At 70.8% G+C, this 25,357-nt stretch carries 26 protein-coding genes; 16 read left to right on the top strand and 10 right to left on the bottom strand.

Going from position 1 to position 25,357, the window contains the following annotated elements; all coding sequences use genetic code 11:
* Positions 1-33 precede the first annotated feature (33 nt).
* Together D9V36_RS09515 and D9V36_RS09510 are read right to left on the bottom strand one after the other, a co-directional pair.
* Positions 34-612: a nucleotidyltransferase family protein gene (locus tag D9V36_RS09515; protein WP_129293375.1), complete on the bottom strand. Its 579-nt coding sequence runs from the start codon at positions 610-612 to the stop codon at positions 34-36.
* Positions 613-832: 220 nt separating this feature from the next.
* Positions 833-1,060, bottom strand: a complete 228-nt coding sequence (locus tag D9V36_RS09510; RefSeq protein WP_129293374.1) for a hypothetical protein — start codon at positions 1,058-1,060, stop codon at positions 833-835.
* Between the two features lie 338 nt (positions 1,061-1,398).
* Between D9V36_RS09510 and D9V36_RS09505 the strand changes: the two genes are divergently transcribed.
* On the top strand, positions 1,399-1,689 hold the full coding sequence (locus D9V36_RS09505; RefSeq protein ID WP_129298295.1) for a DUF5955 family protein: 291 nt from the start codon (positions 1,399-1,401) through the stop codon (positions 1,687-1,689).
* 159 nt (positions 1,690-1,848) lie between these two features.
* Here D9V36_RS09505 and D9V36_RS09500 read toward each other — a convergent pair whose 3' ends face one another.
* Positions 1,849-2,652 carry an IclR family transcriptional regulator gene (locus D9V36_RS09500; protein WP_129293373.1) on the bottom strand — a complete coding sequence of 268 codons (804 nt, stop codon included), beginning with the start codon at positions 2,650-2,652 and terminating at the stop codon, positions 1,849-1,851.
* Between the two features lie 268 nt (positions 2,653-2,920).
* Here D9V36_RS09500 and D9V36_RS09495 point away from each other — a divergent pair, with 268 nt between their 5' ends.
* The 3 genes from D9V36_RS09495 (at position 2,921) to allB (ending at position 6,852) form a co-directional block, all read left to right on the top strand.
* Positions 2,921-3,715, top strand: a complete 795-nt coding sequence (locus D9V36_RS09495) for an aspartate/glutamate racemase family protein (RefSeq protein WP_129293372.1) — start codon at positions 2,921-2,923, stop codon at positions 3,713-3,715.
* A gap of 51 nt (positions 3,716-3,766) precedes the next feature.
* A complete protein-coding gene (locus D9V36_RS09490; protein WP_129293371.1) occupies positions 3,767-5,314 on the top strand; it encodes an NCS1 family nucleobase:cation symporter-1 in 1,548 nt (515 codons plus the stop codon).
* A gap of 194 nt (positions 5,315-5,508) precedes the next feature.
* A complete protein-coding gene (gene allB / locus D9V36_RS09485; protein ID WP_129293370.1) occupies positions 5,509-6,852 on the top strand; it encodes an allantoinase AllB in 1,344 nt (447 codons plus the stop codon).
* 82 nt (positions 6,853-6,934) lie between these two features.
* Here the strand turns inward: allB and D9V36_RS09480 are convergent, their stop codons facing one another.
* From D9V36_RS09480 to D9V36_RS09465, 4 genes are all read right to left on the bottom strand, one after another.
* Positions 6,935-7,615 carry a transcriptional regulator gene (locus D9V36_RS09480; RefSeq protein WP_129293369.1) on the bottom strand — a complete coding sequence of 227 codons (681 nt, stop codon included), beginning with the start codon at positions 7,613-7,615 and terminating at the stop codon, positions 6,935-6,937.
* A gap of 125 nt (positions 7,616-7,740) precedes the next feature.
* Positions 7,741-10,425 carry a beta-N-acetylglucosaminidase domain-containing protein gene (locus D9V36_RS09475; RefSeq protein ID WP_129293368.1) on the bottom strand — a complete coding sequence of 895 codons (2,685 nt, stop codon included), beginning with the start codon at positions 10,423-10,425 and terminating at the stop codon, positions 7,741-7,743.
* A 450-nt stretch (positions 10,426-10,875) separates the two neighbouring features.
* A complete protein-coding gene (locus D9V36_RS09470) occupies positions 10,876-11,073 on the bottom strand; it encodes a DUF6126 family protein (RefSeq protein ID WP_129293367.1) in 198 nt (65 codons plus the stop codon).
* A gap of 37 nt (positions 11,074-11,110) precedes the next feature.
* Complete coding sequence (locus D9V36_RS09465) at positions 11,111-11,737, bottom strand: helix-turn-helix domain-containing protein (protein WP_129293366.1); 627 nt, start codon at positions 11,735-11,737, stop codon at positions 11,111-11,113.
* 304 nt (positions 11,738-12,041) lie between these two features.
* On the opposite strand from D9V36_RS09465, the gene D9V36_RS09460 reads away from it, so the two are divergent.
* The 3 genes from D9V36_RS09460 to D9V36_RS09450 all read left to right on the top strand — a co-directional run bounded on the left by D9V36_RS09460 (position 12,042) and on the right by D9V36_RS09450 (position 15,493).
* Entirely contained in the window at positions 12,042-13,454 is a 1,413-nt protein-coding gene (locus D9V36_RS09460; RefSeq protein WP_129293365.1) for an amino acid permease, read from the top strand.
* A 268-nt stretch (positions 13,455-13,722) separates the two neighbouring features.
* Complete coding sequence (locus D9V36_RS09455) at positions 13,723-14,172, top strand: ribonuclease domain-containing protein (protein ID WP_129293364.1); 450 nt, start codon at positions 13,723-13,725, stop codon at positions 14,170-14,172.
* A 652-nt stretch (positions 14,173-14,824) separates the two neighbouring features.
* Positions 14,825-15,493 carry a bifunctional 4-hydroxy-2-oxoglutarate aldolase/2-dehydro-3-deoxy-phosphogluconate aldolase gene (locus D9V36_RS09450; RefSeq protein WP_129293363.1) on the top strand — a complete coding sequence of 223 codons (669 nt, stop codon included), beginning with the start codon at positions 14,825-14,827 and terminating at the stop codon, positions 15,491-15,493.
* A gap of 20 nt (positions 15,494-15,513) precedes the next feature.
* Here the strand turns inward: D9V36_RS09450 and D9V36_RS40850 are convergent, their stop codons facing one another.
* Positions 15,514-15,663, bottom strand: a complete 150-nt coding sequence (locus D9V36_RS40850) for a hypothetical protein (protein ID WP_164992922.1) — start codon at positions 15,661-15,663, stop codon at positions 15,514-15,516.
* A 48-nt stretch (positions 15,664-15,711) separates the two neighbouring features.
* On the opposite strand from D9V36_RS40850, the gene D9V36_RS09445 reads away from it, so the two are divergent.
* On the top strand, positions 15,712-16,539 hold the full coding sequence (locus D9V36_RS09445; protein ID WP_129293362.1) for a transporter substrate-binding domain-containing protein: 828 nt from the start codon (positions 15,712-15,714) through the stop codon (positions 16,537-16,539).
* A gap of 193 nt (positions 16,540-16,732) precedes the next feature.
* Entirely contained in the window at positions 16,733-17,188 is a 456-nt protein-coding gene (locus tag D9V36_RS09440) for a PaaI family thioesterase (protein ID WP_129293361.1), read from the top strand.
* Positions 17,189-17,260: 72 nt separating this feature from the next.
* On the opposite strand, the gene D9V36_RS09435 is transcribed toward D9V36_RS09440, so the two are convergent.
* Both D9V36_RS09435 and D9V36_RS09430 read right to left on the bottom strand, forming a co-directional pair.
* Entirely contained in the window at positions 17,261-17,737 is a 477-nt protein-coding gene (locus D9V36_RS09435; RefSeq protein ID WP_129293360.1) for a DUF3995 domain-containing protein, read from the bottom strand.
* Positions 17,734-17,976: a hypothetical protein gene (locus D9V36_RS09430; protein ID WP_129293359.1), complete on the bottom strand. Its 243-nt coding sequence runs from the start codon at positions 17,974-17,976 to the stop codon at positions 17,734-17,736. Before D9V36_RS09430 ends, D9V36_RS09435 begins: the two co-directional genes overlap by 4 nt.
* A gap of 216 nt (positions 17,977-18,192) precedes the next feature.
* Between D9V36_RS09430 and D9V36_RS09420 the strand changes: the two genes are divergently transcribed.
* From D9V36_RS09420 to D9V36_RS09390, 7 genes are all read left to right on the top strand, one after another.
* Positions 18,193-18,912, top strand: coding sequence for a GntR family transcriptional regulator (locus D9V36_RS09420; RefSeq protein ID WP_129293357.1), 720 nt, complete (start codon positions 18,193-18,195; stop codon positions 18,910-18,912).
* A gap of 337 nt (positions 18,913-19,249) precedes the next feature.
* Positions 19,250-20,272: a sugar ABC transporter substrate-binding protein gene (locus D9V36_RS09415; RefSeq protein WP_129293356.1), complete on the top strand. Its 1,023-nt coding sequence runs from the start codon at positions 19,250-19,252 to the stop codon at positions 20,270-20,272.
* 209 nt (positions 20,273-20,481) lie between these two features.
* Positions 20,482-21,495, top strand: a complete 1,014-nt coding sequence (locus D9V36_RS09410; protein ID WP_241720771.1) for a sugar ABC transporter substrate-binding protein — start codon at positions 20,482-20,484, stop codon at positions 21,493-21,495.
* A complete protein-coding gene (locus D9V36_RS09405) occupies positions 21,492-22,565 on the top strand; it encodes an ABC transporter permease (RefSeq protein WP_129293355.1) in 1,074 nt (357 codons plus the stop codon). The genes D9V36_RS09410 and D9V36_RS09405 overlap by 4 nt, the downstream gene beginning before the upstream one ends.
* A complete protein-coding gene (locus D9V36_RS09400) occupies positions 22,562-23,371 on the top strand; it encodes an ATP-binding cassette domain-containing protein (RefSeq protein ID WP_129293354.1) in 810 nt (269 codons plus the stop codon). The genes D9V36_RS09405 and D9V36_RS09400 overlap by 4 nt, the downstream gene beginning before the upstream one ends.
* A 228-nt stretch (positions 23,372-23,599) precedes the next feature.
* Positions 23,600-24,721 carry an ROK family glucokinase gene (locus D9V36_RS09395; protein ID WP_129293353.1) on the top strand — a complete coding sequence of 374 codons (1,122 nt, stop codon included), beginning with the start codon at positions 23,600-23,602 and terminating at the stop codon, positions 24,719-24,721.
* Positions 24,718-25,290: a hypothetical protein gene (locus D9V36_RS09390; protein ID WP_129293352.1), complete on the top strand. Its 573-nt coding sequence runs from the start codon at positions 24,718-24,720 to the stop codon at positions 25,288-25,290. The genes D9V36_RS09395 and D9V36_RS09390 overlap by 4 nt, the downstream gene beginning before the upstream one ends.
* Positions 25,291-25,357: the final 67 nt, after the last annotated feature.

Here is a 25,357-nt window from a genome sequence, read left to right as displayed (position 1 = left end):
GTCGGCGGGGCGCGCACGGCCGCCGCGGGCCGGTCACCGCAGGCGGTGCAGATCCTCCGGCGTGTCGATGTCGTACGGCTCGGCGATGTCGGAGCACTCGACGAGGGTGAGCGCGTCCGCATGCTCCTGGAGGTAGGCGCGCGCACCGCGGTCGCCCGTCGCGGTGGCGGCGATGTCCGGCCAGCGCTCGGCGCCGAAGAGGACCGGATGACCCCGGCGGCCGTCGTACGCCGCGGAGGCGAGCGAGGCACCGCCGTCGTACGCCGCCACCACCCGCGCCACCGCCGCGGCGCCGATGCCCGGCTGGTCCACCAGCGACACCGCCACCGCATCCGCCCCCGAACCGGCCAGCGCGGCGAGGCCCACGCGCAGCGAGGAGCCCATACCCTGGGCCCAGTCCGGGTTTTCCGAGACGCCGTACGCCGAGAGGTCGGCCCGCGCCCGTACGGAACCGGCGGCGGCCCCCAGCACGATGTGCACGGGGTCGCAGCCGCCGTCCCGCAGTGCCCGTGCGGCGTGCTCGACCAGTGGTCGTCCCCGGTGGTCGAGCAGTGCCTTGGGCCGTCCCCCCAGGCGCCGTCCGCCGCCTGCGGCGAGCAGCAGGCCGGCCACCCTCCCCTCGGGGGGCCCGGCGCGCCGCGGCCCCTCATCGGCGCCCGTCCGGGCGTGTGGCGACTGTCCTTGCGGTTCTCCCGGCCGTCCGGGCGTCCTCGGCGTCATGGGGACTGCTTACCTCACGGGGGCTGCATACCTCATGGAGGCTGCTCGTCTCACGGGTGCGGCTTCCCTCGTGACGCCCGGCCTCCCGGTCCGGTGGGCGCGGTCCGCCGGATCAGGCCGCGTCACCGGAGGCCCGGGGGCGGGGGATGCCCGGCCGCAGCCGGTCGCGCAGGTGGGGCGTGCGTTCCTCCGCGCGTCGGCGCTCGGCGACATAACGGTGTATGTGCTCCAGCGTGATCTCCGAAGCATCGGAGAGGCCGTACGCACGGCAGATGAGTTGTACGACGCTGACGCCGCGCTGGTGGTTCGAGCCGGTGTCGGGGCCGGAGTTGGACTCCATGACACTCTCCGATCCAGTGATATGCCGGATATTTCCTTGAAAGGGAGAATGCTCCGTCTCGCTGCGGCATACGCTTCGGACCGTACGCACCCACACCAAAGGGTGGTCAGGGGAACAAACGTGCTGACGCATCATCAGGTTGATGGCAGGGTACGGCCTGGCGCCGCTGTTCCGGGGTTTTCCGGGCCGCTCCCGGTCGCCTCCGCTCGGTGATCCGGTTTTTTCGCTCTCCGTATGGCGCCATCAGCGCAGAGTGGCGTTAACTGTCCGCCATGGCGGAACGGGCAACGGCCTTGGAGGACGCCGTCGTTGTGGAGCAGCTGCAGAGGGACGGACGGGTGACCGGGGTCGAGGGTGACCCGCGGGTCCAGGAACTACGCGGGGCGGTGGCCCGGCTGCGTCGGCAACTGGCAGTACTCCCGGGCGAGTTACCGGATCGGGCGGCGGCCGACGACGAGCTGGCCGCGCTGGACGCGATGGTGAGCCACGGGCTGCCGGAGGTGCCCCGGCTGCGCCGTTCGCTCCTGCTGATCGCCGGGGCGGTCGGCTCGGTGAGTGCGCTGTCGTCCGCGCTCACGGAGGTGCGTGAGGGGATCGACCGCTTCGGCGAGCTGCCGCGCGGCCTGTGACCGTGCACCCCGTGAACGCGGGCGTGGAGCCGGGGCGGGTGACGGGGCGGGTGACGGGCCATGGTGCGCCGGGGCCGAGCCCGGCGCCGGCCCCGTAGTCCGTGCGCCGCACGTCGCCTCCGGCCGTGAAGGGCCGCCCTGCCAGGGGCGCCCCCGCGCCTACGCCGGCGTCTGATTCGCCAGCGCCACCGACAGCTGCGCCGCGACGTCCTGCAGCACCGGGACGATCTTGTCCGTCGCGGCCTCGGTCACCCGTCCGGTCGGTCCTGAGATGGAGATCGCCGCCGAGGTGGGGGAGTTGGGCACCGGCACCGCGAGGCAGCGGACGCCGATCTCCTGCTCGTTGTCGTCGACCGCGTAGCCCAGGCGCCGGACATCGGCGAGCGCTTCCAGGAAGCGGTCCGGGTCGGTGATGGTCTTCTCGGTCGCGGCCGGCATGCCCGTACGGCCGAGCAGGGCGCGGACCTCCTCCGGGGAGTGGTCGGCCAGCAGGGCCTTGCCGACACCGGTGGAGTGCGGCAGCACCCGCCGGCCGACCTCGGTGAACATCCGCACCGCGTGCCGCGAGGGCACCTGGGCGACATAGACGATCTCGTCACCGTCGAGCAGCGCCATGTTGGCGGTCTCGCCGGTCTCCTCGACCAGACGGGCCAGGAACGGCCGGGCCCAGGTGCCCAGCAGCCGGGAGGAGCTTTCGCCGAGCCGGATCAGGCGCGGGCCGAGTGCGTAGCGGCGGTTGGGCTGCTGCCGGACATAGCCGCAGGCGACGAGCGTGCGCATCAGACGGTGGATGGTGGGCAGCGGCAGTCCGCTGCTGCCGGAGAGCTCGCTCAGGCCCACCTCGCCGCCGGCGTCGGCCATCCGCTCCAGCAGGTCGAAGGCGCGCTCAAGGGACTGGACGCCGCCGCTGGCGCCTGCGGGCTTGGCTTCGGCGGCGGAGGTGCTGGCGCTGGACGACGGCACGTCGCGTTCCTTTCGGGGCGGGTCGGATCGGTCTCGGCCGGTGTTGGCGGGCGCCGGGCCCGACCGGAGAAGCCTACCGGTCCCCTTACCCGGACACACGGTCTCTCGCACACTCGTTCCCGCCGGTCAGGCCCTCTTTGTCCCATGGTGCGAGCCGACCGGCAAGCTCCTGGCCGCGAACCCTTGACGGTGCCAGGGGCCATAGCTACGTTCTGCTGCGCGAAATCCACTGTCCATTCTGTGGAATCCTCCACTTCATTGGAGCGTCATGCGCCTTCTCGTCATGAACCCGAACACCACGGCTTCCATGACCGCCGCCATCCGCGTCACCGCCACCGCGGCCGCCGCCCCGGGCACCGAGATCATCGCGACCCAGCCCCGGTGGGGACCGGAGTCGATCGAGGGCCACTTCGAGGGCTATCTCAGCGCCGCGGCCGTGCTGGACCGGCTCGCCACCTTCGATACGCCCTTCGATGCGCTGGTCATGGCCGGATTCGGCGAACCGGGCCGGGAGGGTGCCCAGGAGCTGCTGGACGTCCCCGTCCTGGACATCACCGAGAGCGCCGCCCAGATGGCGATGATGCTCGGCCACGCCTACGGCATCGTCACCACCCTCGACCGTGCCGTACCGCAGATCAGGGACCGGCTGCTGACCGCCGGGCTGCTGCAGCGCTGCGCCGCGGTGCGCGGCACCGGGCTCGGCGTCCTGGAGCTGGAGGAGGACCCCGAGCGGACCGTCGAAGTGATCATCGAGACCGCCCGCGAGGTGGTCCGGGCGGGCGCCGAGGTGATCTGCCTGGGCTGTGGGGGTATGGCCGGACTCCAGGAGCGGGTCGCGGCGGCGCTCGGGATTCCCGTGGTCGACGGGGTTGCCGCCGCGGTGAAGTTCGCGGAAGCTGTCGTCGGTCTCGGGCTGACCACCAGCGCGGGACGCAGCTTCGCGCCGCCCCGCCCCAAGGCCATCGGCTCCTGGCCGCTGAGCACGCATCTGCGCCCGTCTCCGGGGTGCGCCCAGGGCGCACCGCGTCCCACCGCATTTTCGGTACAGACATCAGACATCTGACAACCGGCCCCATATCGCTACAGGCTCCACCCCACCCGCCCGGGAGGACACGTGACCACACCCCCGAAGCCCCCGCAGCCGGACCCACGCCTCTTCAACAGCGACCTCGCGCCGGCCCCCGAGCGCACCTGGGGCACGTACAGCATCTTCGCGCTGTGGATGTCCGACACCCATGCGATCAGCAACTACGCCTTCGCGGCCAGCCTGTTCGTGCTCGGCCTGCCCGCCTGGGAGGTGTTCGTGGCGCTGCTGGCCGGCATCACGATCGTCCACTGGCTGATGAACCGGATGGGGCACGCCGGGCACCGGACCGGAGTCCCCTACCCGGTGCTCGCCCGCGCCAGCTGGGGCGTCTACGGCGCCAACATCCCCGCCCTGCTGCGCGCGGTCATGGCCGTGGCCTGGTACGGCATCCAGACCTGGCTGGCCTCCACCGCCGTGGTCCTGCTGACACTGCAGCTCGCGCCGGGCCTGGAGGCCTACCATCACAACTCGGTGCTGGGGCTGTCCACGCTGGGCTGGGTCGCGTTCCTGGTGATGTGGGGGCTGCAGGCCGTCCTGCTGACCCGGGGGATGGAGTTCATCCGCAAGGTCCAGGACTTCGCGACCGGTCCGGTGGTCTGGCTGGTCGTCCTCGCGCTCGCGGTGTATCTGGTGGTCAAGTCCGGCGGTGATATCTCGCTGACCCGCTCCCTTACCGGCCTCAGCGGCTCCGCGCAGGCCGAGCAGAGCCTGATCGCGGTCAGCCTGACCGTCGCCACCTTCCTGACCCTGGTCCTCAACTACGCCGACTTCGCCCGCTTCACCCCCGACCACCGCTCCTATCGGCGCGGCAACCTGATCGGGCTGCCGGTGAACTTCACCGCCTTCGCCGTGGTCGCCGTCCTCGTCACCGCGGGCACGATCTCCGTCTTCGGCGAGGCGATCTACGACCCGGTGAAGGTGATCCAGAAGATCGACAATCCGGTGGTCACGGTCATCGGCGCGCTGGCCTTCATCGTCGCCACCATCGGCATCAACGTCGTCGCCAATTTCGTCTCGCCCGCCTACGACTTCGCCAACCTCGCGCCGAAGTACCTGAACTTCAAGCGCGGCGGCATGATCACCGCGGTGCTGTCGATCGTCGTCATGCCCTGGAAGCTGTATTCGTCCGCGCTGGTGATCCAGTACTTCCTGGGGGCGCTCGGTGCCTTCCTCGGCCCCCTGGTGGCGATCCTGCTCGTCGACTACCACCTGGTGCGCCGCGGCCGGATCGATGTCGACGCGCTGTTCTCGGCCGACGCCCGGGGCGCCTACTTCTACCGCAGGGGCTACAACCCGAAGGCGGTGGCCGCTTTCCTGCCGGCCGCCGCGGTCTGCGCCGCGCTCGCCCTGGTCCCGGCCTTCGCCGTGGTCGCGCCGTTCTCCTGGATCGTCGGCATGGGGCTCGCCGGGGCGCTCTACGCCCTGCTCTCCCGCCGTGAGCGCGCCGCGGCCGCCGCCGGACCGGTCCCGGAGGAGATCATCCCGTCGCAGGTCGGGGCCGTAGTGGCGGAGGGACCCGCAGCGTCGGCGGGGGCCGGGCCGCTCGCTCCGCCGGTGCCGGTCAAGGGGTCTTGACGGGCCGCGGTCCGGAGTGAAGACTCGCTCAACAGATTGTTGAATTCGTGGTCTTCCCGCAGGCCGTTGTCGTAGGGCGCTCTTGCGTGCCGTTCCTGCGGGCGTCCGTGCCCCGGACGCCACGGCCCCACGCGGCGGCCGTGCGCCCCGTACGCCCGCACGCCACGATGAAGACGGAAACGAGGAGGGACCGGGTGTCCGAAACAGAGCTGGTGCTGCGCTCCACACGCGTCGTCACCCCGCAGGGGACGCGCGCCGCGTCCGTCACCGTCGCGGGCGGCACGATCACCGCGGTGCTGCCGCACGACGCCGAGGCTCCGGCCGGGGCGCGGGTCAGGGACTTCGGTGACGATGTCCTGCTGCCCGGCCTCGTCGACACCCACGTCCACGTCAACGACCCCGGCCGCACCGAGTGGGAGGGCTTCTGGACCGCCACCCGCGCGGCCGCGGCCGGCGGCATCACCACCCTCCTGGACATGCCGCTCAACAGCCTGCCGCCCACCACCAGCGCCGCCCACCTCGACACCAAGCGCGCGGTCGCCCGCAGCAAGGCCCATGTCGACGTCGGCTTCTGGGGCGGTGCCATCCCCGGCAACGTCAAGGACCTGCGCCCGCTGTACGACGCCGGTGTCTTCGGCTTCAAATGCTTTCTCTCACCCTCCGGCGTGGACGAGTTCCCCGAGCTCGACCAGGAGCAACTGGCCGCAGCCCTCGGTGAGATCGCGGGATTCGGCGGCCTGCTGATCGTGCACGCCGAGGACCCGGGCCATCTGGGCGCGGCGCCCCAGCCGCACGGCCCGAAGTACGCCGACTTCCTCGCGTCCCGCCCCCGCGCCTGCGAGAACGACGCCATCGCCGGACTGATCGCGCTCGCCCGGCGGCTCGACGCGCGGGTGCACGTCCTGCATCTGTCCTCCAGCGACGCACTGCCGCTGATCGCGGCCGCCAAGCGCGAGGGCGTCAAGATCAGCGTCGAGTCCTGCCCGCACTTCCTCACCCTGACCGCCGAGGAAATCCCGGACGGCGCAACGGAGTTCAAGTGCTGCCCGCCGATCCGCGAGGCCGCCAACCGGGACGCCCTGTGGGAGGGGCTGGCCGACGGCACCCTCGACTGCATCGTCTCCGACCACTCGCCCTCCACCGCCGACCTCAAGACCGCCGACTTCGGCGCGGCCTGGGGCGGCATCTCCTCCCTCCAGCTCGGCCTGCCCGCCATCTGGACCGAGGCCCGCGAGCGCGGTCACACCCTCGATGACGTGGTGCGCTGGATGGCCACCGCGCCCGCGGCGCTGGCCGGCCTCGGTCACAAGGGCGCCATCGAGCCCGGCCGGGACGCGGACTTCGCCGTCCTCGCCCCCGAGGAGACCTTCACCGTCGACCCGCAGGCCCTCCAGCACCGCAACAAGATCACCGCCTATGCCGGAAAGACCCTGCACGGCGTCGTACGGTCCACCTGGCTGCGCGGCCGGGAGATCCACGACGGCGCCACCCTCGCCGCCCCCACCGGCCGGCTGCTCGAACGACCGCACCGCGCCTGACCGCCGCCGTCCCGCCCCGCTGCACCGGCCACGCACACGCGCCCGTCCGCAGGCGGGACTCCGACGACAGGCCCTACCCGGATCACTCCGCGACGCAGTTCCAGAACATGAGTTCATACGCCTGGAGGAGGCGCCCGTAGCGGTGCGCCGTGACCGGCCGCGCCTGGCCGGTGTCGAGGCCGTGCTGCACCGCCTCGCGCGCCTTCTCGTCGACGGCCGGTGCCGGCCCGGCGAAGAACCCGAAGAACCGACAGGCCTCCTCGGGGAAGGCGTAGTGGTCCCGCATCGCGGCCTCGACGACCGCGCAATAGCCGCCCCACGCCGCGAAGTTGGCGGTCAGTGCGATCGCCACATCGGACGGCGCGCCGCCGAGGGCGAGCCGCGCCGCATAGGAGGGGTAGGCCTGGCACCCGGGGCGCGGCTGGTACTCCGCGATCTGCCGCTCGCTCAGCTCACAGGCGTCCGCCAGCCCGGCCAGCTGCTTCATGGCCAGCGCCTCGCCCTGGGCGAGCAGGTCGAAGAAGTCGGCCACGGGCGGATCGCCGTCCGCCCGCCGCGCCAGATGCTGGAAGCTGAGCCGGTCGGCGCTGATCACATGATGCTGTTCGAGGGCGAAGGTGGCGAACACGGAGCGCGGCGCCGCCCCCGCCTCGATCCGCGAGACCAGCCGGTTGGCATCGGTGTCCGGGGTGAGGGAACGGACCGCGTCATCGAGCACGGCGGCCGCGGTCGGACGGGGGGCATCGGGCGCGGGTCGGGCCATGAGTCGGTCTCCTCCGGGGCGAGGGCGGCGGCCAGAGCCTCAGAGTAGGACGCACGGCGCGGACCGAGGGCCCGATGACGCGGCCCGTCAGGAAAAGGTGACCCCCGTCAGCCCCTCGGTTCCCCTCAGTGCAGTATCACCTCATTGACCTCGGGCGCCGACGCCCCGTCCCGCCAGACCAGGCGCACGCCCCCGATCGCGCCGTCGCCGGCCGGCAGCCGCGTCAAGGCCCCGGACAGCATGCCGAGTGTGCGCCAGGCGCCGCCCGTAAGGGTCTCGACCTCCGCCGCCCCGGCAGGTGCGCCCTGCGGTCGCAGGACGGTGACGGACCGTGCCCTGCGGGGCGCGTCCGGGGTGAACTCCAGCACCTCACCCTGCTGCGCCGCCCGCGCCGCGCGATAGGCGGTCGCCGGGTCACCGTCCCCCGCCGACCGCAGCGCACTGCCCTCCGCCGCGGGCGGGCCGCCGGCCACCGTCGCCGCACCGTCCCCGGCCACCGCGAACTCCCGCACCACCAGCCAGTTGTCCTGCGCCGCCGTCGCCCGCGCGCGGACGTACCGGGCCCTGGCCCCGGCCGGCGGTTCGGCACTGACCTCGGCCTTTCCGCCGAACGAGGTCAGCGGGTGCCAGTTCCTGTGGTCCGACGAGTACTCCAGGACGCCGTGCCGCAGATAGTCGTCAGGGCTGCCGCTCTTGCCCATCGCCAGCCGTACGGTGCCCAGCCCACGCTCCGCGTGCAGATCCAGCTCCACGAAGGAGCCGGCCCGGGGCGCCGCACCGCTCCAGAAGTAGGTGGTGTCATCACCATCGGTCATCCGGGAAACCGCATGGTCCTGGTAGACGGCCAGATCGGTCGCCCCCTTCGGACGGCCGACGACGCCCAGCGCCGCGTCGTGCTCGGCCACCGCCGCCTCGACGAAGGCGTCCAGCACCCCGTCCGCCACCAGCACCGGCACCCTCTTCCCCGCCATGTCCACATACCCGAACGAGGTGGCTGTCCGCACCAACTCCGGGATGCGCTGCCGCAGTTGCCAGGCCTTGGCATCGTCCCCCGCCCTGGTGGCCTCGATCAGCCGCAGGGCGCCGCGCGCCGCGACGCCCCAGGCCCGGGTGGCATCCAGCCAGGGCCCGCTGTCCTTGACGAACCCCCGGTCGGCGAGCCGGTCCCGCAGCACCCCCGGCGCGTCCCGCAGGTTCCGCAGCACCCCGTCCAGCCGCCGCGCCTCGCCGTCCTTGCCGAACTGCTCGATGGCGGCGGACAGTTCGGGCGCCTGCCGCGGATTGAGCGACGAGGCGTACTGGGCATCGGCGAAGGCCCGCAGCGCCCGTGCCGTACGGGCGTCGCCGCCGGCCAGCTCCGCGATCGCCGCACCCCAGGAGGCGCGGGCGTCATACGCCGTGTCGTTCCACGCGTAGTCGGCCACCGTGTACAGCGCGAGCTTGGACGCGGCAGGCTGGATCATCGGGTTCGCGGTGATCCCCGCCAGCTGCCCCGGCAGCCCCTTCTCCCGGCCGTTGAACGGCCCGAGCAGCAACCGGTTGGTCACATAGTCATTGACCGGGTAGTTGTCCCACGTCAGGATCCGGTGCCCGAACACCCCTCGGGCCTGCCGTGCCTGGGCGACGGTCATCGTCGGCGCGATCACCCCCACCCCCGTCCACTCGACCAGCACGTCCTTGTCCAGCCGCGCGGCCAGCGCTTTCTTGTACGGCGAGGGCTTCACGTCGTAGTACTCGGTCGGCACCATCTGCAGCGGCTGGGCACCCGGATGCCGGGCGATGAACTCCTGCCGGACGCGATTGAGCAGATGCGCCTGTGCGGCCCCCGCCGCCCCGCCGCCGGTCCCGAACGCGTCCTTGTCCGCCGCGCAGTTCCAGTCCGTGTAACTGATGTCGTCCAGCGGCACCGCGAAGGTCCGCACACCGATGTCCCACAGGCTCTGGAACTTGACGGTCAGCGCCCGGAGATCGGCGTCGGAGCTGTAGCAGACGGACAGCCCCGGGGAGAGCGCATAGGTGAACTCCACATGCCGCTCGTGCGCCCGGTCCACCAGCTCTTTGAGCTGCGCGAGCTGCCCCGCGGGATACGGGTCACGCCACTTCTCCCGCAGATAGGGGTCGTCCTTGGGCGAGTACACATACAGGTTCATCTTGTGCTCGCCGTAGAAGTCGAGCTGGTCGAGCCGGGCCTCGTGCGACCAAGGAGTTCCGTAGAAGCCCTCGATGACACCCCGCAGCGGGGTGGCCGGCCAGTCCCGTACGACGGTGCCCCGCACCCGTGCGCCCGGCCGGTCCCGGTGGGGCAGCAGCTGCCGCAGCGACTGTGCGGCGTAGTACGTACCACTGGCGTCCTTGCCGGACAACGCGATCCGGCCCCCACCAACGGCCAGCGCATACCCCTCGGCGGGCAGCCCGTCCGGCCCCCGGGCCCCCAGCGCCCGCAAGGCGCGCGACGCGCCCGCCCCGCCGACATATACCGCCAACTGCCCGTCACCCGGGGCTCTTTCGGCCCGTACGACCCGTTCCGCACCGGCGTCCTTGAGCGACTTCTCGACGACGGCCAGTGCCGGGGCGTCGGTGCCCGGCCCGGCGACGACGGTCACGGAGCGGGTGATGGTGACCCGGTCGGACCGGCTCAGGACGGACCGGGGCGCGGGGGAGAGGGCGCGGGAACCGGCAACTCCGGGACTGTCCTGGGGCCCGTCCCGCCCCGCCTTCCCGCCGCCCGGCGGCCCGGCCATGCCCGTCAGAGGGATCACGGCCAGGACCGCGGCCAACGCGGTGGCCACCCCGGTGCGCGTACGGTGCATCCTTCGGTCCTCCTCGTGCGACGAGGTACAGGGACGAGTCGTGCAAGCCTTCGCGCCAGCAGACTTCACCTGCCCACCGCACCGGGCAATGGACTTTCGAACCGAGGAGATGGACGTTGCCGAGCCGGGGACCACCCCGCACCGAGACGTCCTACAAGCCCCCACCCACCTCCACTTTCCCCACCCACGGGAGGGGACGGACCTCCGGGGCAGGGTGTCCGGGCTTTGCATCCGAAGGCTCCGAAAAAGAGCAAAGGCGGAGCGTAAAGCGAAGCAGTCCACACACCAGGCCCCGGAGGCCCGTCACCGCACCCACAGCCCCGCGCAGCGGACCCGGCCCGCCGCAGGCGAAACGGCGGGCGCACCGCGCCAGCGGGCGACAAACGGTGAGTAGCCCCCACGGCGGGAAAGCCAAAAACGTGGGCCAGGGGCCAACACGCAGCGAACCGCCTAACGCGACTTCGCAACAATCACCAGAAAGCTCATGAACGCCAACAGCACATGCGTCGCCACGACGTAGAGGAACACCCGCACATACACCCCGCGCGGTGGTTTGCTCTCCTTGTACGTCCGGGCGGCGGGCGCCGTCCCGGGCAACGGCTCCGACGGCGGAGACGCGGGTACGGCAGGAACGGTCTGATCGGGCACGACGGATGGTCCTTCCTTCGAGAACGGGGCCCGGGGCTCACACCCCGCGGCGCCTCGCGTCGTCGCCGAGGCACCAGTCGGCGGCCCCGCTCTGCAACAGCGTGTGGACGAACAGCAGCTCGGTCCCGCCCCGGGAGGCGGCGGAGATACGGTGCGGTGTGAGCGAGTCGAAGTGCGCCGAGTCCCCCGGGTCCAGTACGTGCACCGCCGCGCCGAGCGTCAGCCGCAGCCGCCCCTCCAGGACGTACAGCCACTCCTCGCCCGGATGCACCCGCACCAGATCGCCCTGCGTCCGCTGCGGCACATGGACCCGCAGCGCCTGCATCGCGCGCCCGGCTCCGCCCACCGTCCAGTACGTCCAGCCGCCGACCTCCGACGGCTCCGTACGGTCCGCGCGCAGGATCGGGTCCCGCTCCGGCGCGGTCTCGCCGAGCAGGTCGGATACCGTGGTGCCGTAGGTACGGGCCAGCGCCAGCAGTACCGGCAGCGACGGCTGCCGCTGACGTGTCTCCAGCCGCGACAGGTGTGCGGGTGAGAGTCCCACCAGCCGGGCCGCGGTCTCCAGCGTGAGGCCACTGCGTCTGCGCAGGTCACGAAGGCGCGGCGCGACGGTGGACAAGTCCCCCGGCGGAGCGCCGACGGGCTCGTCGGGAAGCTCGGTCATACCCCTTGGTATAGCGATCCTTCGCCTGCTGGGCAAAAGATTTGCCTGACAGGCAAAAGCGCAGGCCTGCCGTCGGCCTCCCGACCGCCACTCGCCCCCAACTCCCGGCCTTTCGTGAGCTCATGGGCCGACGCCTGCGTCCCCAGGCCGGAATCACCGCCTCCGGGCCACTGTCTTTGCGTGATGAAGCCTTCACCACAGGTGAAGGAACGGTCCGAATAGCGGGCGTTCACCTCATACGTGCAAGCGCGTCTTCACACTCGTCTGGCTTACCGCACGTCTCAACCAATGAACAGGCACGACCATGAGCCGGACCATCACCCCGCCGCCCCAGGGCTCCCCGCAGGCCGCGCAGAACGGCGAGGCCGTACTGTCGCACGGCCTCAAACAGCGCCATCTGTCGATGATCGCGCTCGGCGGGGTCATCGGCGCCGGGCTCTTCGTCGGCTCCGGGGTCGGCATCGCCGCGGCCGGGCCGGCCATCGTTCTCCTCTTCGCGGGGACCGGCGCGCTGGTCATGCTGATCATGCGGATGCTCGGCGAGATGTCCGCGGCCCGGCCCTCCACCGGCTCGTTCTCGGTGCACGCCGAGGAGGAGCTCGGCTCCTGGGCGGGAGCCACCTCGGGCTGGATGTACTGGCTGATGCTCTGCGCCGGTGTGGCCGCCGAGGCCACCGCGGCGGGCACGATCATGCACACCTGGGTGCCGTTCCTCCCCGCCTACGGCTGGGTGGCGGTCTTCATGGTGTTCTTCTGCGCCAGCAACCTCACCGCGGTCAAGAACTTCGGCGAGTTCGAGTTCTGGTTCTCCGCGGTCAAGGTCACCGCGATCGTCGCCTTCCTGGTGCTGGGTGTGCTCGGCATCCTCGGGGTGTTCGGCGACGCACCCGGCACCAGCCACCTCACCGGCCACGGCGGCTTCTTCCCGACCGGCGCCGCCGGGCTCGCCGCCGGGCTGCTGACCACCATCTCCGGGTTCGCGGGTCTGGAGACCGTCACCATCGCGGCGGCGGAGTCCGACGACCCGAGCCGGAACGTGGCCCGTGCCGTCCGCACCGCCGTCTGGCGTATCGCCGTGTTCTACATCGGCTCGATGGCCGTGGTGGTCACCCTGGTGCCGTGGAACAACCCGAAGGTCGCCACGGACGGCCCGTACGTCACCGTGCTCGACCAGCTCGGTATCCCGGCAGCAGGCACGATCATGCAGATCGTGGTGCTGGTGGCGCTGCTCTCCGCGATGAACGCCAATATCTACGGCTCGTCGCGGATGGCGTACTCCCTCGTCCACCGGGGCCAGGGGCCGCGTTTCCTGGCCAAGGTCACCCGGGGTGTGCCGGCCGCGGCGGTGCTGGCGTCCTGTGTGTTCGGCTTCGTGGCCGTGATCGCCGGGATCGTCTGGCCGACCACGGTGTTCGCCTGGCTGCTGAACATCGCCGGCTGCTCGGTGCTGGTCGTCTGGTCCATCGTCGGGCTCACCCAGCTGAGGATGCGCCGCCGCCTGGAGCGCGAGGCGCCCGAACTGCTCTCCGTGCGGATGTGGGCCTTCCCCTACCTGACCTGGCTGGCACTGGCCGCCATCCTGGGCGTCTTCGCCGTGATGGCCGGCAGCGCGGACGGGCGGCAGCAGCTCGCCGGTACGGCCGTGGTGGCCGCTGCGCTGGCGGGCGCGGGCCACCTCAAGCAGCGCCGCGACCGGCAGGCCGCCCTCGGCGCCTGAGCAGGGCGCCCCGGCCGGGTCACCGAGGGTCACCTCGGGGTCCCGGCCGGGGCGCTTCGCGGGTCCCGGCCGGGTCACCTCCGGGTGGCCCCGGACGAGGCACCGTCGAGCCCTCCGGGCGGCAGAGGCGCCCCCGCGAAAGTGGTGAGACGGGGGCGCGGTATGGGGAGAATTGGGGCAGTTGGTGGGCGTGGTGTTGTGAACTCCCGGAAAACTTAAGCCCGTTGGGATTGACAGGATCATGTCTACGCGCGTCATTCTGGATGGCATGAGAATCCCCCCACGGATCACCAAGTTCGGCGCTGCAGGCGCTCTCGCTTCGGCCCTTCTCATCGGCGGGACCGCGGTCGCCGCCACGCCTGCCGTCGCCACGACCCACCCGGCCACCTCGTACGCCGCCACGGCGCACGTCGCGTCCGTGCACGTCAAGGACGTCGGCAAGACCTGCTACTCCAAGCTGCCCTCACAGGCCCACGACACCCTCGACCTGATCGCCAAGGGCGGGCCCTACCCGTATCCCAAGGACGGGACGGTCTTCGACAACCGGGAGGGCATCCTGCCGTCCCAGAGCTCGGACTATTACCACGAGTTCACCGTTGTCACGCCCGGCTCGCCCGACCGCGGTGCGCGACGCATCGTGGCCGGCGAGAAGAAGGACGAGGACTACTACACCGCCGACCACTACAAGACCTTCGACCTCGTCGACCGCGGCTGCTGACGGCCTGCGGCGGGTTGCGAGGCAGCCGGTCTGAGATGCCGCCGGGCTGAGCGTCCGGCGGCTTGACGGAGCGACAGGCCGAGAGGTCGACGGTCGAGAGGCCGAAAGGTCGTCGAGAGGCCGAAAGGCCGTCGGAAGACCGAGAGACCGAGCGGCCGCCCGTACGAGGGGCAGCGGAGTAGCACGCCACGGCGGAACAGCCGAACAGCGAAGCATCAGACAGCCGAACAGCGGCACAGCGAAACGGCTGAAGAGCGGAACAGTCGAACAGTGGGCGGCGGGCCCGGTCAGGGTCCGCCGCCTTCCATATGACGGCGGCCGGGGTGTGCAGGTACCCCGGCCGCCGTTGTGCGGTCCGCGGGCATTGCGCGTCCTTCCCGTGCGCCCTACGCCCGGCGCCCACGTCGTGCGCCCCCTCCCACCTCCCTCTTCTCCCCATTCTTGGCAGAAGGGGCGCACGGGGCGCACCCCCGAGAGAGGATTGTCAGTGGTTCCCGGTAGCGTTTCGGCAGAAACGAGGAGCGGGCGGGCATCAGCGGAAAAAGACCATGTGGGGTCGGCTGCTGGGGCGCGCCCCGGAAAGTGCCGTATCCACCGCAGACATGGTGAACCGGCACCAGGCGTCGGAGAAAAGGAAGGACGGCGAACTGCCGTGTATCGCTGGGAGATCACCCGGGCCGCTCTGGCGCAGCGGGTTTTCGCCATCGTCCGGAGCAGAACGTATGACGAGGCGAGCGCCACTGCCGACACCTTGTTGTCGGCGGGCATCACCAGCCTGGAGATATCCCTCACCACCCCCTTCGCCCTGGAGGCGGTCACGACGCTGACCCGCGAGCTGGGCGACGACGCCGTCATCGGCGCGGGCACGGTCCTTGACGCGGCATCGGCCCGGATGGCGGTCGACGCGGGCGCCCGCTATCTCGTCTCGCCGAGCCTCGACGCCGAGGTCATCCGTACCGGCCACCGCTACGGCATCCCGGTCTTCCCCGGGGTGTCGACGCCGACCGAGATGGTCCGCGCGCTCGAACTCGGCGCGGACGCGGTCAAGCTGTTCCCCGCCTCGGGGCACGACCCGGCCTGGCTGGCGGAGGTCCGTGCGTCACTGCCGCAGGTGCCGCTGCTGCCGACGGGTGGGGTGACGGTCGACAGCGCGCCGGAGTGGATCGCGGCGGGAGCGGTCGCCGTCGGCATGGGCACGGCGCTCTCCGAGGGGGACCGCGAGACCGTCGCCAAGCGCGCCGCCGACCTCCTCAACCGTCTGGACGAAGCCGCCCCCGACCGCTCGACCGGCAGAGGTACGGCGAACCTCTACGAGGACTGACGGGCTCTCCGCTCGCCATCTCACCGGCCCTCTTCGGTCATCGCATTGGCCATTACGGTCGCCGCATCGGCCTCTTCGGCCACCGCACCGGCCGCACGGCCGCTATCCCGCAGTCCGGTCAAGGGGTTCACCTGCACCACGGGCTCTGCCACCCTGAGCGCTTCGATCATGCGATCACTGCGATCACGCCGCCGCGTCCAGGAGTCACAGGAGCCCGTATGAAGCGCGCCGCCACCCTCTCCGCCCTGGCTTGTCTGCTCGCCGTCACCGCCGCCGCACCGGCGGTGCCGGACGCCCCGACCGGAGGAGAGGGGGCCCCACCCGCCGTCGGATCGAAGGCCTCGGCCCTCGACGCCATCCCCCGGCGCGGTGTGCTGCGAGTCTGCACCACCGGCGACTACCGCCCCTTCAGCCACCTCGACCCCAAGACCGGCACCTACAGCGGTGTGGACATCGCCATGGCCGGGGACCTCGCCAAGAGCCTTGACGCCACACCCCGTTATGTGGCCACGACCTGGGCCAAGCTCGTCGGCGACCTGTCGGCCGGCCGCTGCGACATCGCCATGGGCGGCGTCTCGGTCACCCTCCCGCGCGCTCGCTCCGTCTACTTCAGCGAGCCCACCCGCACCGACGGCAAGACGCCCCTCGTGCGCTGCGCGGACAAGGACAAGTACCAGACCCTGCAACAGATCGACCGGCCCGGAACGAAGGTCATCGTCAACCCCGGTGGCACCAACGAGGAATTCGCCCGCGCCCATATCCGGCGGGCCACCCTCACCGTCCACCCGGACAACACCACGATCTTCGACGAGATCATCGCGGGCCGCGCGGATGTGATGATGACGGACGCGAGTGAGACCCGCTACCAGGCCAAGATCCACCCCGAACTCTGCTCGCTCCACCCGGACAAGCCCTTCTCCTTCTCCGAGAAGGCCTACGCCCTGCCCCGCGACGACAACGAGTTCAAGGCGTACGTGGACCAGTGGGTGCACCTCGCCACCCATGACGGGACCTACCGCAAGTACGAGGACGCCTGGATGAAGTGATGCCGCGTGACGCGACGCAGCGAAGCGGTGCCGCGTGGAAGTGATACCGCGTGGACGCGATACCGCGTGGACGTGCTGCAGAGCGAAGTGCTGAAGTGGCGCGCCCCCTATGGATACGGTGCCGTTGTGGAGACCTGGCCCTCATATCGGCCAGGTCTTCTTCGGAGGTTCGGCGAGAGGCGGTTGGCGAGATATGGCCGGTGCAGTACAGGAGAGTGCGGCGCTCGATCTTGTGGCGGCGCAGCAGGCGCTGGACGCACAGCCGTTCAGCAGGCTGGTGCGGGCCCGGATCACCGAGTTCGGGGGCGGCGCGGCGACGCTGGAGATCGACATCCGCGATGAACTCCTGCAACAGCACGGCTTCGTGCACGGCGGAGTGCTCTCGTACGCCGCCGACAACACTCTCACCTTCGCCGCGGCCACGGCCCTGGGCCCGGCCATCGTCACCGGCGGCTTCTCCATCCAGTATCTGCGACCGGCGCGCGGCCGTACGCTGCGGGCCCGCGCCGAGGTCGTACAGGCCGGGCGCCGGCAGGCGGTGTGCCGCTGCGATCTGACGGTGATCGACGACGCGGGGCAGGAGAGCGTGTGCGCGGTGGCGCAGGGCACGGTGCTGCCGCTGGGCGGTCCGGCGGGCGGCGGGGAGTGAGAGGCGGTCCGGCCGACAACGGCGCCAGTAGTAGACGGACGTAGTCGGGCAAGCAGGAACGGACGCCACAGGTCAGTGCCTGCGGGACCGGTGGGCGGCGAGGCCGAAGGCTACTCCTCCGGCGATGAACCAGGGGTTCCAGAGGATCAGCGTCCAGGTCCGCTGCCCCGCGCTCACGGAGGTGTCCAGGTGCGTGGTGCCGGCCAGCAGCAGCACCTCGATACCGATGCCACGGGCCAGCAGGAGGGCACAGACGCCCCAGCCCAGCCACCGTGCCGACAGAGCGGGAACGCCCCGGAGCCCGGACCGGGCAAGCTGCCATGCCAGCAGGGCGCCGAGGAGGCAGAGCACACCCACACCCCACAAACCGCCTACGACGAACCACAGCGGGCGCTCGGCGGCCGGCGGACCGGCGGAAACGCTCAGCCCCACATCACCGCCAACGCCCCAGTAGAAGTGCAACCCGGCGAACGCGGCCGCCCACCCGCATGCGATACGCCCCCACAGCGCGGACGGCTCTGCGTCCGTTCCCTCCGGTTCGCGTCTCACCGTCGGCCCTCACGGGTGCCGCACCTGTCGGCGCACGGGCCGTCCGCTTCCTGCGGCACCACGATGAACGCGGTGCCCTTGGCCAGGTCGATGCCGGAGCGGGGCGGCACAGACCGCCCGGTCCCCTCGACCGTCGCTGCCGCTGCCGCTGCCGCTGCCGCTACCACTACCGCTGCCGCTACCACTACCGCTACCACTACCGCTGCCGTCGACGTCGGACTCGTCTCACTGACTGCCATGGGGGCCACTGTTCTGGCACCGCAGCGCGCAGAAATCGGACCGGCGCATGATCTGCTTCCCCCATGAGGCGGAGGCACCGCCCTGGAGGGCTGCGGTCCCTTGTCCGGACAATGTGACCTCCGGACTTCCCGTCATCTGTCCGGGCGGATACGCTCGCCAGCGTGGGGAAACGCGAAACAGAGGCCCGGGGCGCCGAGAGCGCCCTCCAGTTCAGCGTGGACCGGAACAGTCCGGTCCCGTTGTATTTCCAGCTGTCACAGCAGCTGGAGGCCGCGATCGAGCACGGCAAGCTGGCTCCCGGCAGCCTGCTCGGCAATGAGATCGAGCTGGCCGGCCGGCTCGGTCTGTCCCGGCCGACGGTGCGGCAGGCGATCCAGTCGCTGGTCGACAAGGGGCTCCTGGTACGCCGCAGGGGGATCGGCACCCAGGTCGTCCACAGCCAGGTCAAGCGCCCGCTGGAGCTGAGCAGCCTCTACGACGACCTGGAGGCGGCCGGACAGAAGCCGGCCACCCGTGTGCTGCTCAACACCACCACCGAGGCCGATGCCGAGGTCGCCGCCGCGCTGGGGATCGCGGAGGGGGCCGAGGTCGCGCTGGTCGAGCGGCTGCGGCTGACGCACGGCGAGCCCGTCGCGCATCTGCGCAATCACCTTCCCGCCGGGCTGCTCAAGCTGGAGACCGCCGACCTGGAGGAGACCGGCCTGTACCGCCTGATGCGGTCGGCCGGCATCACCCTGCACAGCGCCCGTCAGGCCGTCGGCGCGCGCGCCGCGACCGTCGAGGAGGGCGAACGGCTCGACGAGCCCGAGGGCGCCCCGCTGCTCACGATGCAGCGCACCACGTTCGACGACACCGGGCGCGCGGTCGAATTCGGCTCGCACGTCTATCGCGCCTCCCGGTACGCCTTCGAGTTCCAGTTGCTCGTGCGCCCCTGAGGGCGCCCCCGAGAGCGAAGCTGAGGGGCGCGGCCCGCGCACCCTGAGAGCGCCCCCGAGGGCACCCTTGAGGGTGGTGCCGAGCACCCCCGACCGCCCCCGAGAGGCCTGACGCCCGAGCGCATCCGCCCGGACCGCCGGTCGCTGCAACGCCCCCGAGATCCCCCCGACGAAGTGCCCTCGGCGATGCGTTTCCAGCATCAATGTCCCCCTATGGGGCACCCCCGCGAGGTCACCTCGTCAGAATGTTCTGACAAACCATTGACGTGGCTCTGCGCGCGCCGTTACAAACTCCTCCAACCGCAGTCCGGCGGCCGGGAGAAAAGGCGGTCCCACGATGATGGGCGTGCGTACGGCTGGTCCCCTCACTGTCCGCGGCGTCGCGGTGCGCAGCGCCGCCGCCTTACTGACGACCCTCGCCCTGGCCACCGGGTGCGGTGCCTCCGGAGGGCAGAGCACCGGGAGCGAGGCGTCCGGGTCCGGCAAGGGCGCCACCACCCCGCGCATGACGATCGGGATGGTCAGCCACTCCGGCGACGGTGACACCTTCTGGGACATCGTGCAGAACGGTGCCGAGCAGGCCGCCGCCAAGGACAATGTGAAGTTCCTGTATGCGCATGACAAGGAGGGCGCCCAGCAGGCCGCGCTGATCCAGTCGTACATCGACCAGAAGGTCGACGGGCTGATCGTCACCCTCGCCAAGCCGCAGGCCGTCAAGGCGGCCGTCCGCAAGGCGGAGGCGCAGGGCATACCCGTCATCACCATCAACTCCGGCGGTGAGCTCTCCCGGGCGTACGGGGCGCTGACGCACATCGGGCAGGACGAGTCCGTGGCGGGGCGCGCGGTCGGCGAGGAGCTGAACCACCGGCACCGGAAGAGGGCCCTCTGCGTCGTCCACGAGCAGGGAAATGTGTCGCTGGAGGACCGCTGTGCCGGCGTCCGCAAGGCCTTCCACGGGACGGTCGAGAACCTCGATGTCGACGGCACCAACGCGCCCGCCTCGCAGTCCTCCGTCGAGGCCAAGCTCCAGTCCGACAAGGACATCGATGCGATCGTCACGCTCGGTGCGCCGATGGCGGCGATCTCCGTCAGGGCCAAGGAGGAGGCGGGCAGCTCCGCGCAGCTGGCGACCTTCGATCTGAACTCCGCCGTCGTCAAACTGCTCAAGGCCAAGGACGTCACCTTCGCCGTCGACCAGCAGCCCTACCTCCAGGGCTACGAGGCGGTGGACCTGCTCTGGCTCCACAAGGCCAATGCCGATGTGCTCGGCGGCGGCAGGCCGGTGCTCACCGGGCCCGCCCTGGTCACCGGGAAGGACGTACCGAAGCTGACCGCATACACCGGGCGGGGCACCCGGTGAAGTCGCAGGGAAGACGGGACCCGATGAACCCGGACAGATCACCGGTAACGGATACTTGGCCGGCTGGTCCCGGCCGACCGGTGCCGGAGGCGGTGCGGAACACCGCACGCGCACGGACCGGCCGGTCCGGACAGCACAGTCAACCAACGCAGCCAAGCAGTCAACCAACGCAGCCGATACGGCGGCATCAGCGGGAAGGGCGAGTCCTCGTGGCACGGGTTCGAAGAAGGGGACGCGTCGTCGGCGCAGTGCTGGCAGCGGCGCTCGGCGTCGCTCTGGCGGGGTGCAGCAGCACCGGAGGCCTGCGCGCCGAACAGGAACGCGCCGCCAAATCCGCGGGCGGCAAGGCCGCGGTGAACACCCCCAGGTGGACGTTCGCGATGGTCACCCACTCGGGAGACGGCGACACCTTCTGGGACATCGTCCAGAACGGTGCCCAGCAGGCCGCCGCCAAGGACAACATCAAGTTCCTCTACGGGCACGACAAGGAGGCCCAGCGGCAGAGCGAGCTGGTGCAGTCCTACATCGACCAGAAGGTCGACGGGCTGATCGTCTCGCTGGCCAAGCCCAACGCCATGAAGGACGTGATCGCCAAGGCCGAGAAGGCCGGCATCCCGGTGATCACGGTGAACTCCGGCGCCGAGGCGTCGAAGGCCTTCGGTGCGCTCAGCCACATCGGGCAGGACGAGACGGTGGCCGGCGAGGCGGTCGGCGAGGAGCTGAACAAGCGCGGCCGCAAGAAGGCCCTGTGTGTCCTGCACGAGCAGGGCAACGTCGGCCACGAGCAGCGCTGCGACGGCGCCGAGAAGACCTTCAAGGGCGATCTGCAGAAGCTGTACGTCGAGGGCACCAACATGCCCGATGTGCAGTCCTCCATCGAGTCCAAGCTCCAGTCGGACCGGGGCATCGACGCCGTCGTCACGCTCGGCGCCCCATTCGCCGACACCGCCGTCAAGGCCAAGGAGCAGGCCGGCAGCAAGGCCGAGATCGACACCTTCGACCTCAATGCCCAGGTCGCGACCGGCCTCAAGGACGGCTCCCTCGGCTTCGCCGTCGACCAGCAGCCCTACCTCCAGGGCTACGAGGCCGTCGACCTGCTGTGGCTCTACAAGTACAACTCCGACGTCCTCGGCGGCGGCAAGCCGGTGCTCACCGGACCCCAGGTGATCACCAAGAAGGACGCCGCCGCGCTGCAGGAATACACGAAGCGGGGGACGCGATGAGTGACACCGACGCACCGCCGCTGCAGCCCGCGGGGCCGCCCGCCAAGAGCGACGGCGACGAACGGCTGCTGCACCGCTCCCTGGCCCGCCGGCTGATGGGCCGCCCCGAACTGGGCTCGGTCGTCGGCGCCGCCGCGGTCTTCGTCTTCTTCTCGATCGTCGCCGAACCGTTCCTCCAGGCCTCCAGCCTCTCCACGGTGCTCTACGCGTCCTCCACGATCGGCATCATGGCCGTGCCGGTGGCGCTGCTGATGATCGGCGGGGAGTTCGATCTCTCGGCCGGTGTCATGGTCGTCAGCTCGGCGCTGATCTCCTCGATGTTCAGCTACCAGCTGACCGCCAACACCTGGGTGGGCGTCGGGGTGTCGCTGCTGGTCACCCTCGCCATCGGGGCGTTCAACGGGCTGCTGCTGACCCGTACGAAGCTGCCGAGCTTCATCATCACGCTCGGCACCTTCTTCATGCTGACCGGCCTCAACCTCGGCTTCACCAAACTGATCGACGGCACCGTCTCGACGAAGTCCATCGCCGACATGGAGGGCTTCGACTCGGCCCGCAAGGTCTTCGCCTCGCATCTGACCCTCGGCAGTGTCGACATCCAGATCACCATCCTGTGGTGGCTCGCCCTGGTCGCCGTCGCCACCTGGATCCTGCTGCGCACCCGCGTCGGCAACTGGATCTTCGCGGTCGGCGGCAACGCCGACGCCGCACGGGCGGTGGGCGTCCCGGTCACCAAGACCAAGATCGGCCTCTACATGGGCGTCGCCTTCGCCGCCTGGGTCTCCGGCCAGCACCTGCTGTTCTCGTACGACGCGATCCAGTCCGGCGACGGCGTGGGCAACGAATTCCTCTACATCATCGCCGCGGCGGTCGGCGGCTGCCTGATGACCGGCGGCTTCGGTTCGGCGATCGGTGCGGCCGTCGGCGCCTTCATCTTCGGCATGGCCAGCAAGGGCATCGTCTACGCGCAGTGGAACCCGGACTGGTACAAGTTCTTCCTCGGCGCGATGCTGCTGCTCGCCACACTCCTGAACGCATGGGTCCGCAAGCGGGCGGAGGAAAAGGCATGACCGCGCTGGTCGAGCTGACCGACGTCAGCAAGTACTACGGCAACGTCCGGGCACTGGAAGGCGTGTCCCTGGAGGTGCACGCGGGCGAGATCTCCTGTGTGCTCGGGGACAACGGCGCCGGCAAGTCCACCCTGATCAAGATCATCGCGGGGCTGCACCGGCACGACGCCGGATCCTTCACCATCGACGGGGAGGAGACCGCCCTCGCCTCCCCGCGCGAGGCCCTGGACCACGGAATCGCCACCGTCTACCAGGACCTGGCCGTCGTCCCCCTCATGCCGGTATGGCGGAATTTCTTCCTCGGCTCCGAGCCCACCACCGGAGTGGGCCCCTTCAAGCGGCTCGACGTCAGGACGATGCGCGAGACCACCCGCAGCGAGCTGCTGCGGATGGGCATCGACCTGCGCGACGTCGACCAGCCCATCGGCACCCTCTCGGGCGGCGAACGCCAGTGCGTGGCCATCGCCCGCGCCGTCTATTTCGGTGCGAAGGTCCTGGTCCTGGACGAGCCGACAGCGGCGCTCGGCGTCAAGCAGTCCGGCGTGGTCCTCAAGTACGTCGCGGCCGCGCGGGACGCCGGGCTCGGCGTGGTGTTGATCACCCACAATCCGCACCATGCGTATCTCGTCGGTGACCGCTTCGTCCTGCTCAAGCGCGGCGCCATGGCCGGCAGCCATGCCAAATCGGAGATCACCCTGGAAGAGCTGACCCGCCAAATGGCAGGCGGCAGCGAACTGGAACAGCTCAGTCATGAGCTGGCCCGGAGCGCGACCCCGGAGTTCCCCGGCGGCCATCGCCCCGAGTGATCACCACCGCGCCCCGCACGGCCCCGGAGCTGTGCGGGGCGCGTCACTCTCCGTCGCGGTGCGCCGGACGCCGCCGGTGATGCACAATCGCACCGAACCCGCACATCGAGGCCCCGGCCTCCCGAGACCCGCAGGGACGAGACGACTCTTGCGAGCACACAGCCGCCGTATGGGGGCACTGCCCACGCCCACCAGGCAGTGCGGGAGCAACGGCGAAGGGGTCGGTCGATGAGCATGTACCGGGACCGGGTGCACCGAGGATCGGCCAGGGCCACCGTGCTGCGCACGGTCGGCACCCGCGAGCGGCGCTCGCACCTGACCGCCCCCCGCGTGCCCACCGTCGGCATCGACATCGGCGGCACCAAGGTCATGGCGGGCGTCGTCGACGCCGACGGCACCATCCTGGAGAAGGTCCGCACCGAGACGCCGGACAAGTCCAAGAGCCCCCGGGTCGTCGAGGACACCATCACCGAGCTGGTGCTCGACCTCTCCGACCGCCACGACGTCCACGCGGTCGGCATCGGCGCGGCCGGCTGGGTCGACGCGGACCGCAGCAAGGTGTTGTTCGCACCCCATCTGAACTGGCGGAACGAACCACTGCGCGACCGCCTCGCCGAACGCCTCGCGGTCCCGGTCATGGTCGACAACGACGCCAACACCGCCGCCTGGGCGGAGTGGCGCTTCGGCGCCGGCCGCGGCGAGGACCATCTCGTCATGATCACGCTCGGTACCGGCATCGGCGGCGCGATCCTGGAGGACGGCGCCGTCAAGCGCGGCAAGTACGGCGTGGCCGGTGAGTTCGGCCATATGCAGGTCGTCCCCGGCGGCCACCGCTGCCCGTGCGGCAACCGCGGCTGCTGGGAGCAGTACAGCTCCGGCAACGCCCTGGTGCGCGAGGCCCGTGAGCTGGCCGCCGCCGACTCCCCGGTCGCGTACAACATCATCGAGCGGGTCGGCGGCCGCATCGGCGACATCACCGGACCGCTGATCACCGAGCTGGCCCGGGAGGGCGACGCGATGTGCGTCGAACTCCTCCAGGAGATCGGCCAGTGGCTCGGCGTCGGCATCGCCAACCTCGCCGCCGCCCTCGACCCGTCGTGCTTCGTCATCGGCGGCGGCGTCAGCGCCGCGGACGACCTGCTGATCGGCCCGGCCAGGGAGGCCTTCCGGCGCCATCTCACGGGCCGCGGCTACCGTCCCGAAGCCACCCTGGCCAAGGCTCAGTTGGGCCCCGAGGCCGGTATGGTCGGCGCCGCCGACCTGGCCCGCCTGGTGGCCCGCCGCTTCCGGCGTGCCAACCGGCGCCGGGCCGAGCGCTACGAACGATACGAACGGGCGGGCCGCCGATGACCGACACCGACCTGCACACCGTGCACGACGACGCCCAGCCCGTCCCGCCGCCCCGCGTCAAGCGCCGGCGCCCGGTGCTGATGGCGCTGATCATCTTCCTGCTGATCGCGATCCCGGCCGGCTATATCGTCATCTCCGCCGAGCAGAGCCGGGACAGCGGCGAGGGCAAGGAGGCCGAGGCCGCCGCCACCGGCCTGACCAACGCCTTCCCCTCCAAGGTCCAGCAGCGGATCTACAACGTCCCGGTGCCGATCGGCTCCACCCCGGTCTACTACTACGAGACCAACTCCTGGCAGACCAGTTCGCTGTTCGTGCAGTTCAGGACCAACAAGTGGGGACTTGAGCACTACCTCAACGCCGTCGGCACCAGCACCGCCGCACTCAAGAAGAACCACCGGACCATCCCGCCCGACCAGGCGTCGAAGGTCGGCTGGGACTTCAGCATCGACGCGCCCTGGGCCGGTACGACCACCACGGGCCGGTCGCCGCACCCGTACCAGCGGATCATGGTCAACTACGACGAGCCGGGCCACCCGGTCGTGCACACCGTTTCGACGGTGAGGTTCTGAGGGGGAGGGGCTGATGGACCGCCCGGATAATCAGTGTCCCGGGCGTCATCGCCCCCAGTAGCGTCGC

The sequence above is a fragment of the Streptomyces lydicus genome (assembly GCF_004125265.1).
Taxonomy (GTDB): Bacteria; Actinomycetota; Actinomycetes; order Streptomycetales; family Streptomycetaceae; genus Streptomyces; species Streptomyces lydicus_C.
Note: the sequence above shows the minus strand (reverse complement) of the source record. Positions and strands in the feature narration are given on the sequence as shown.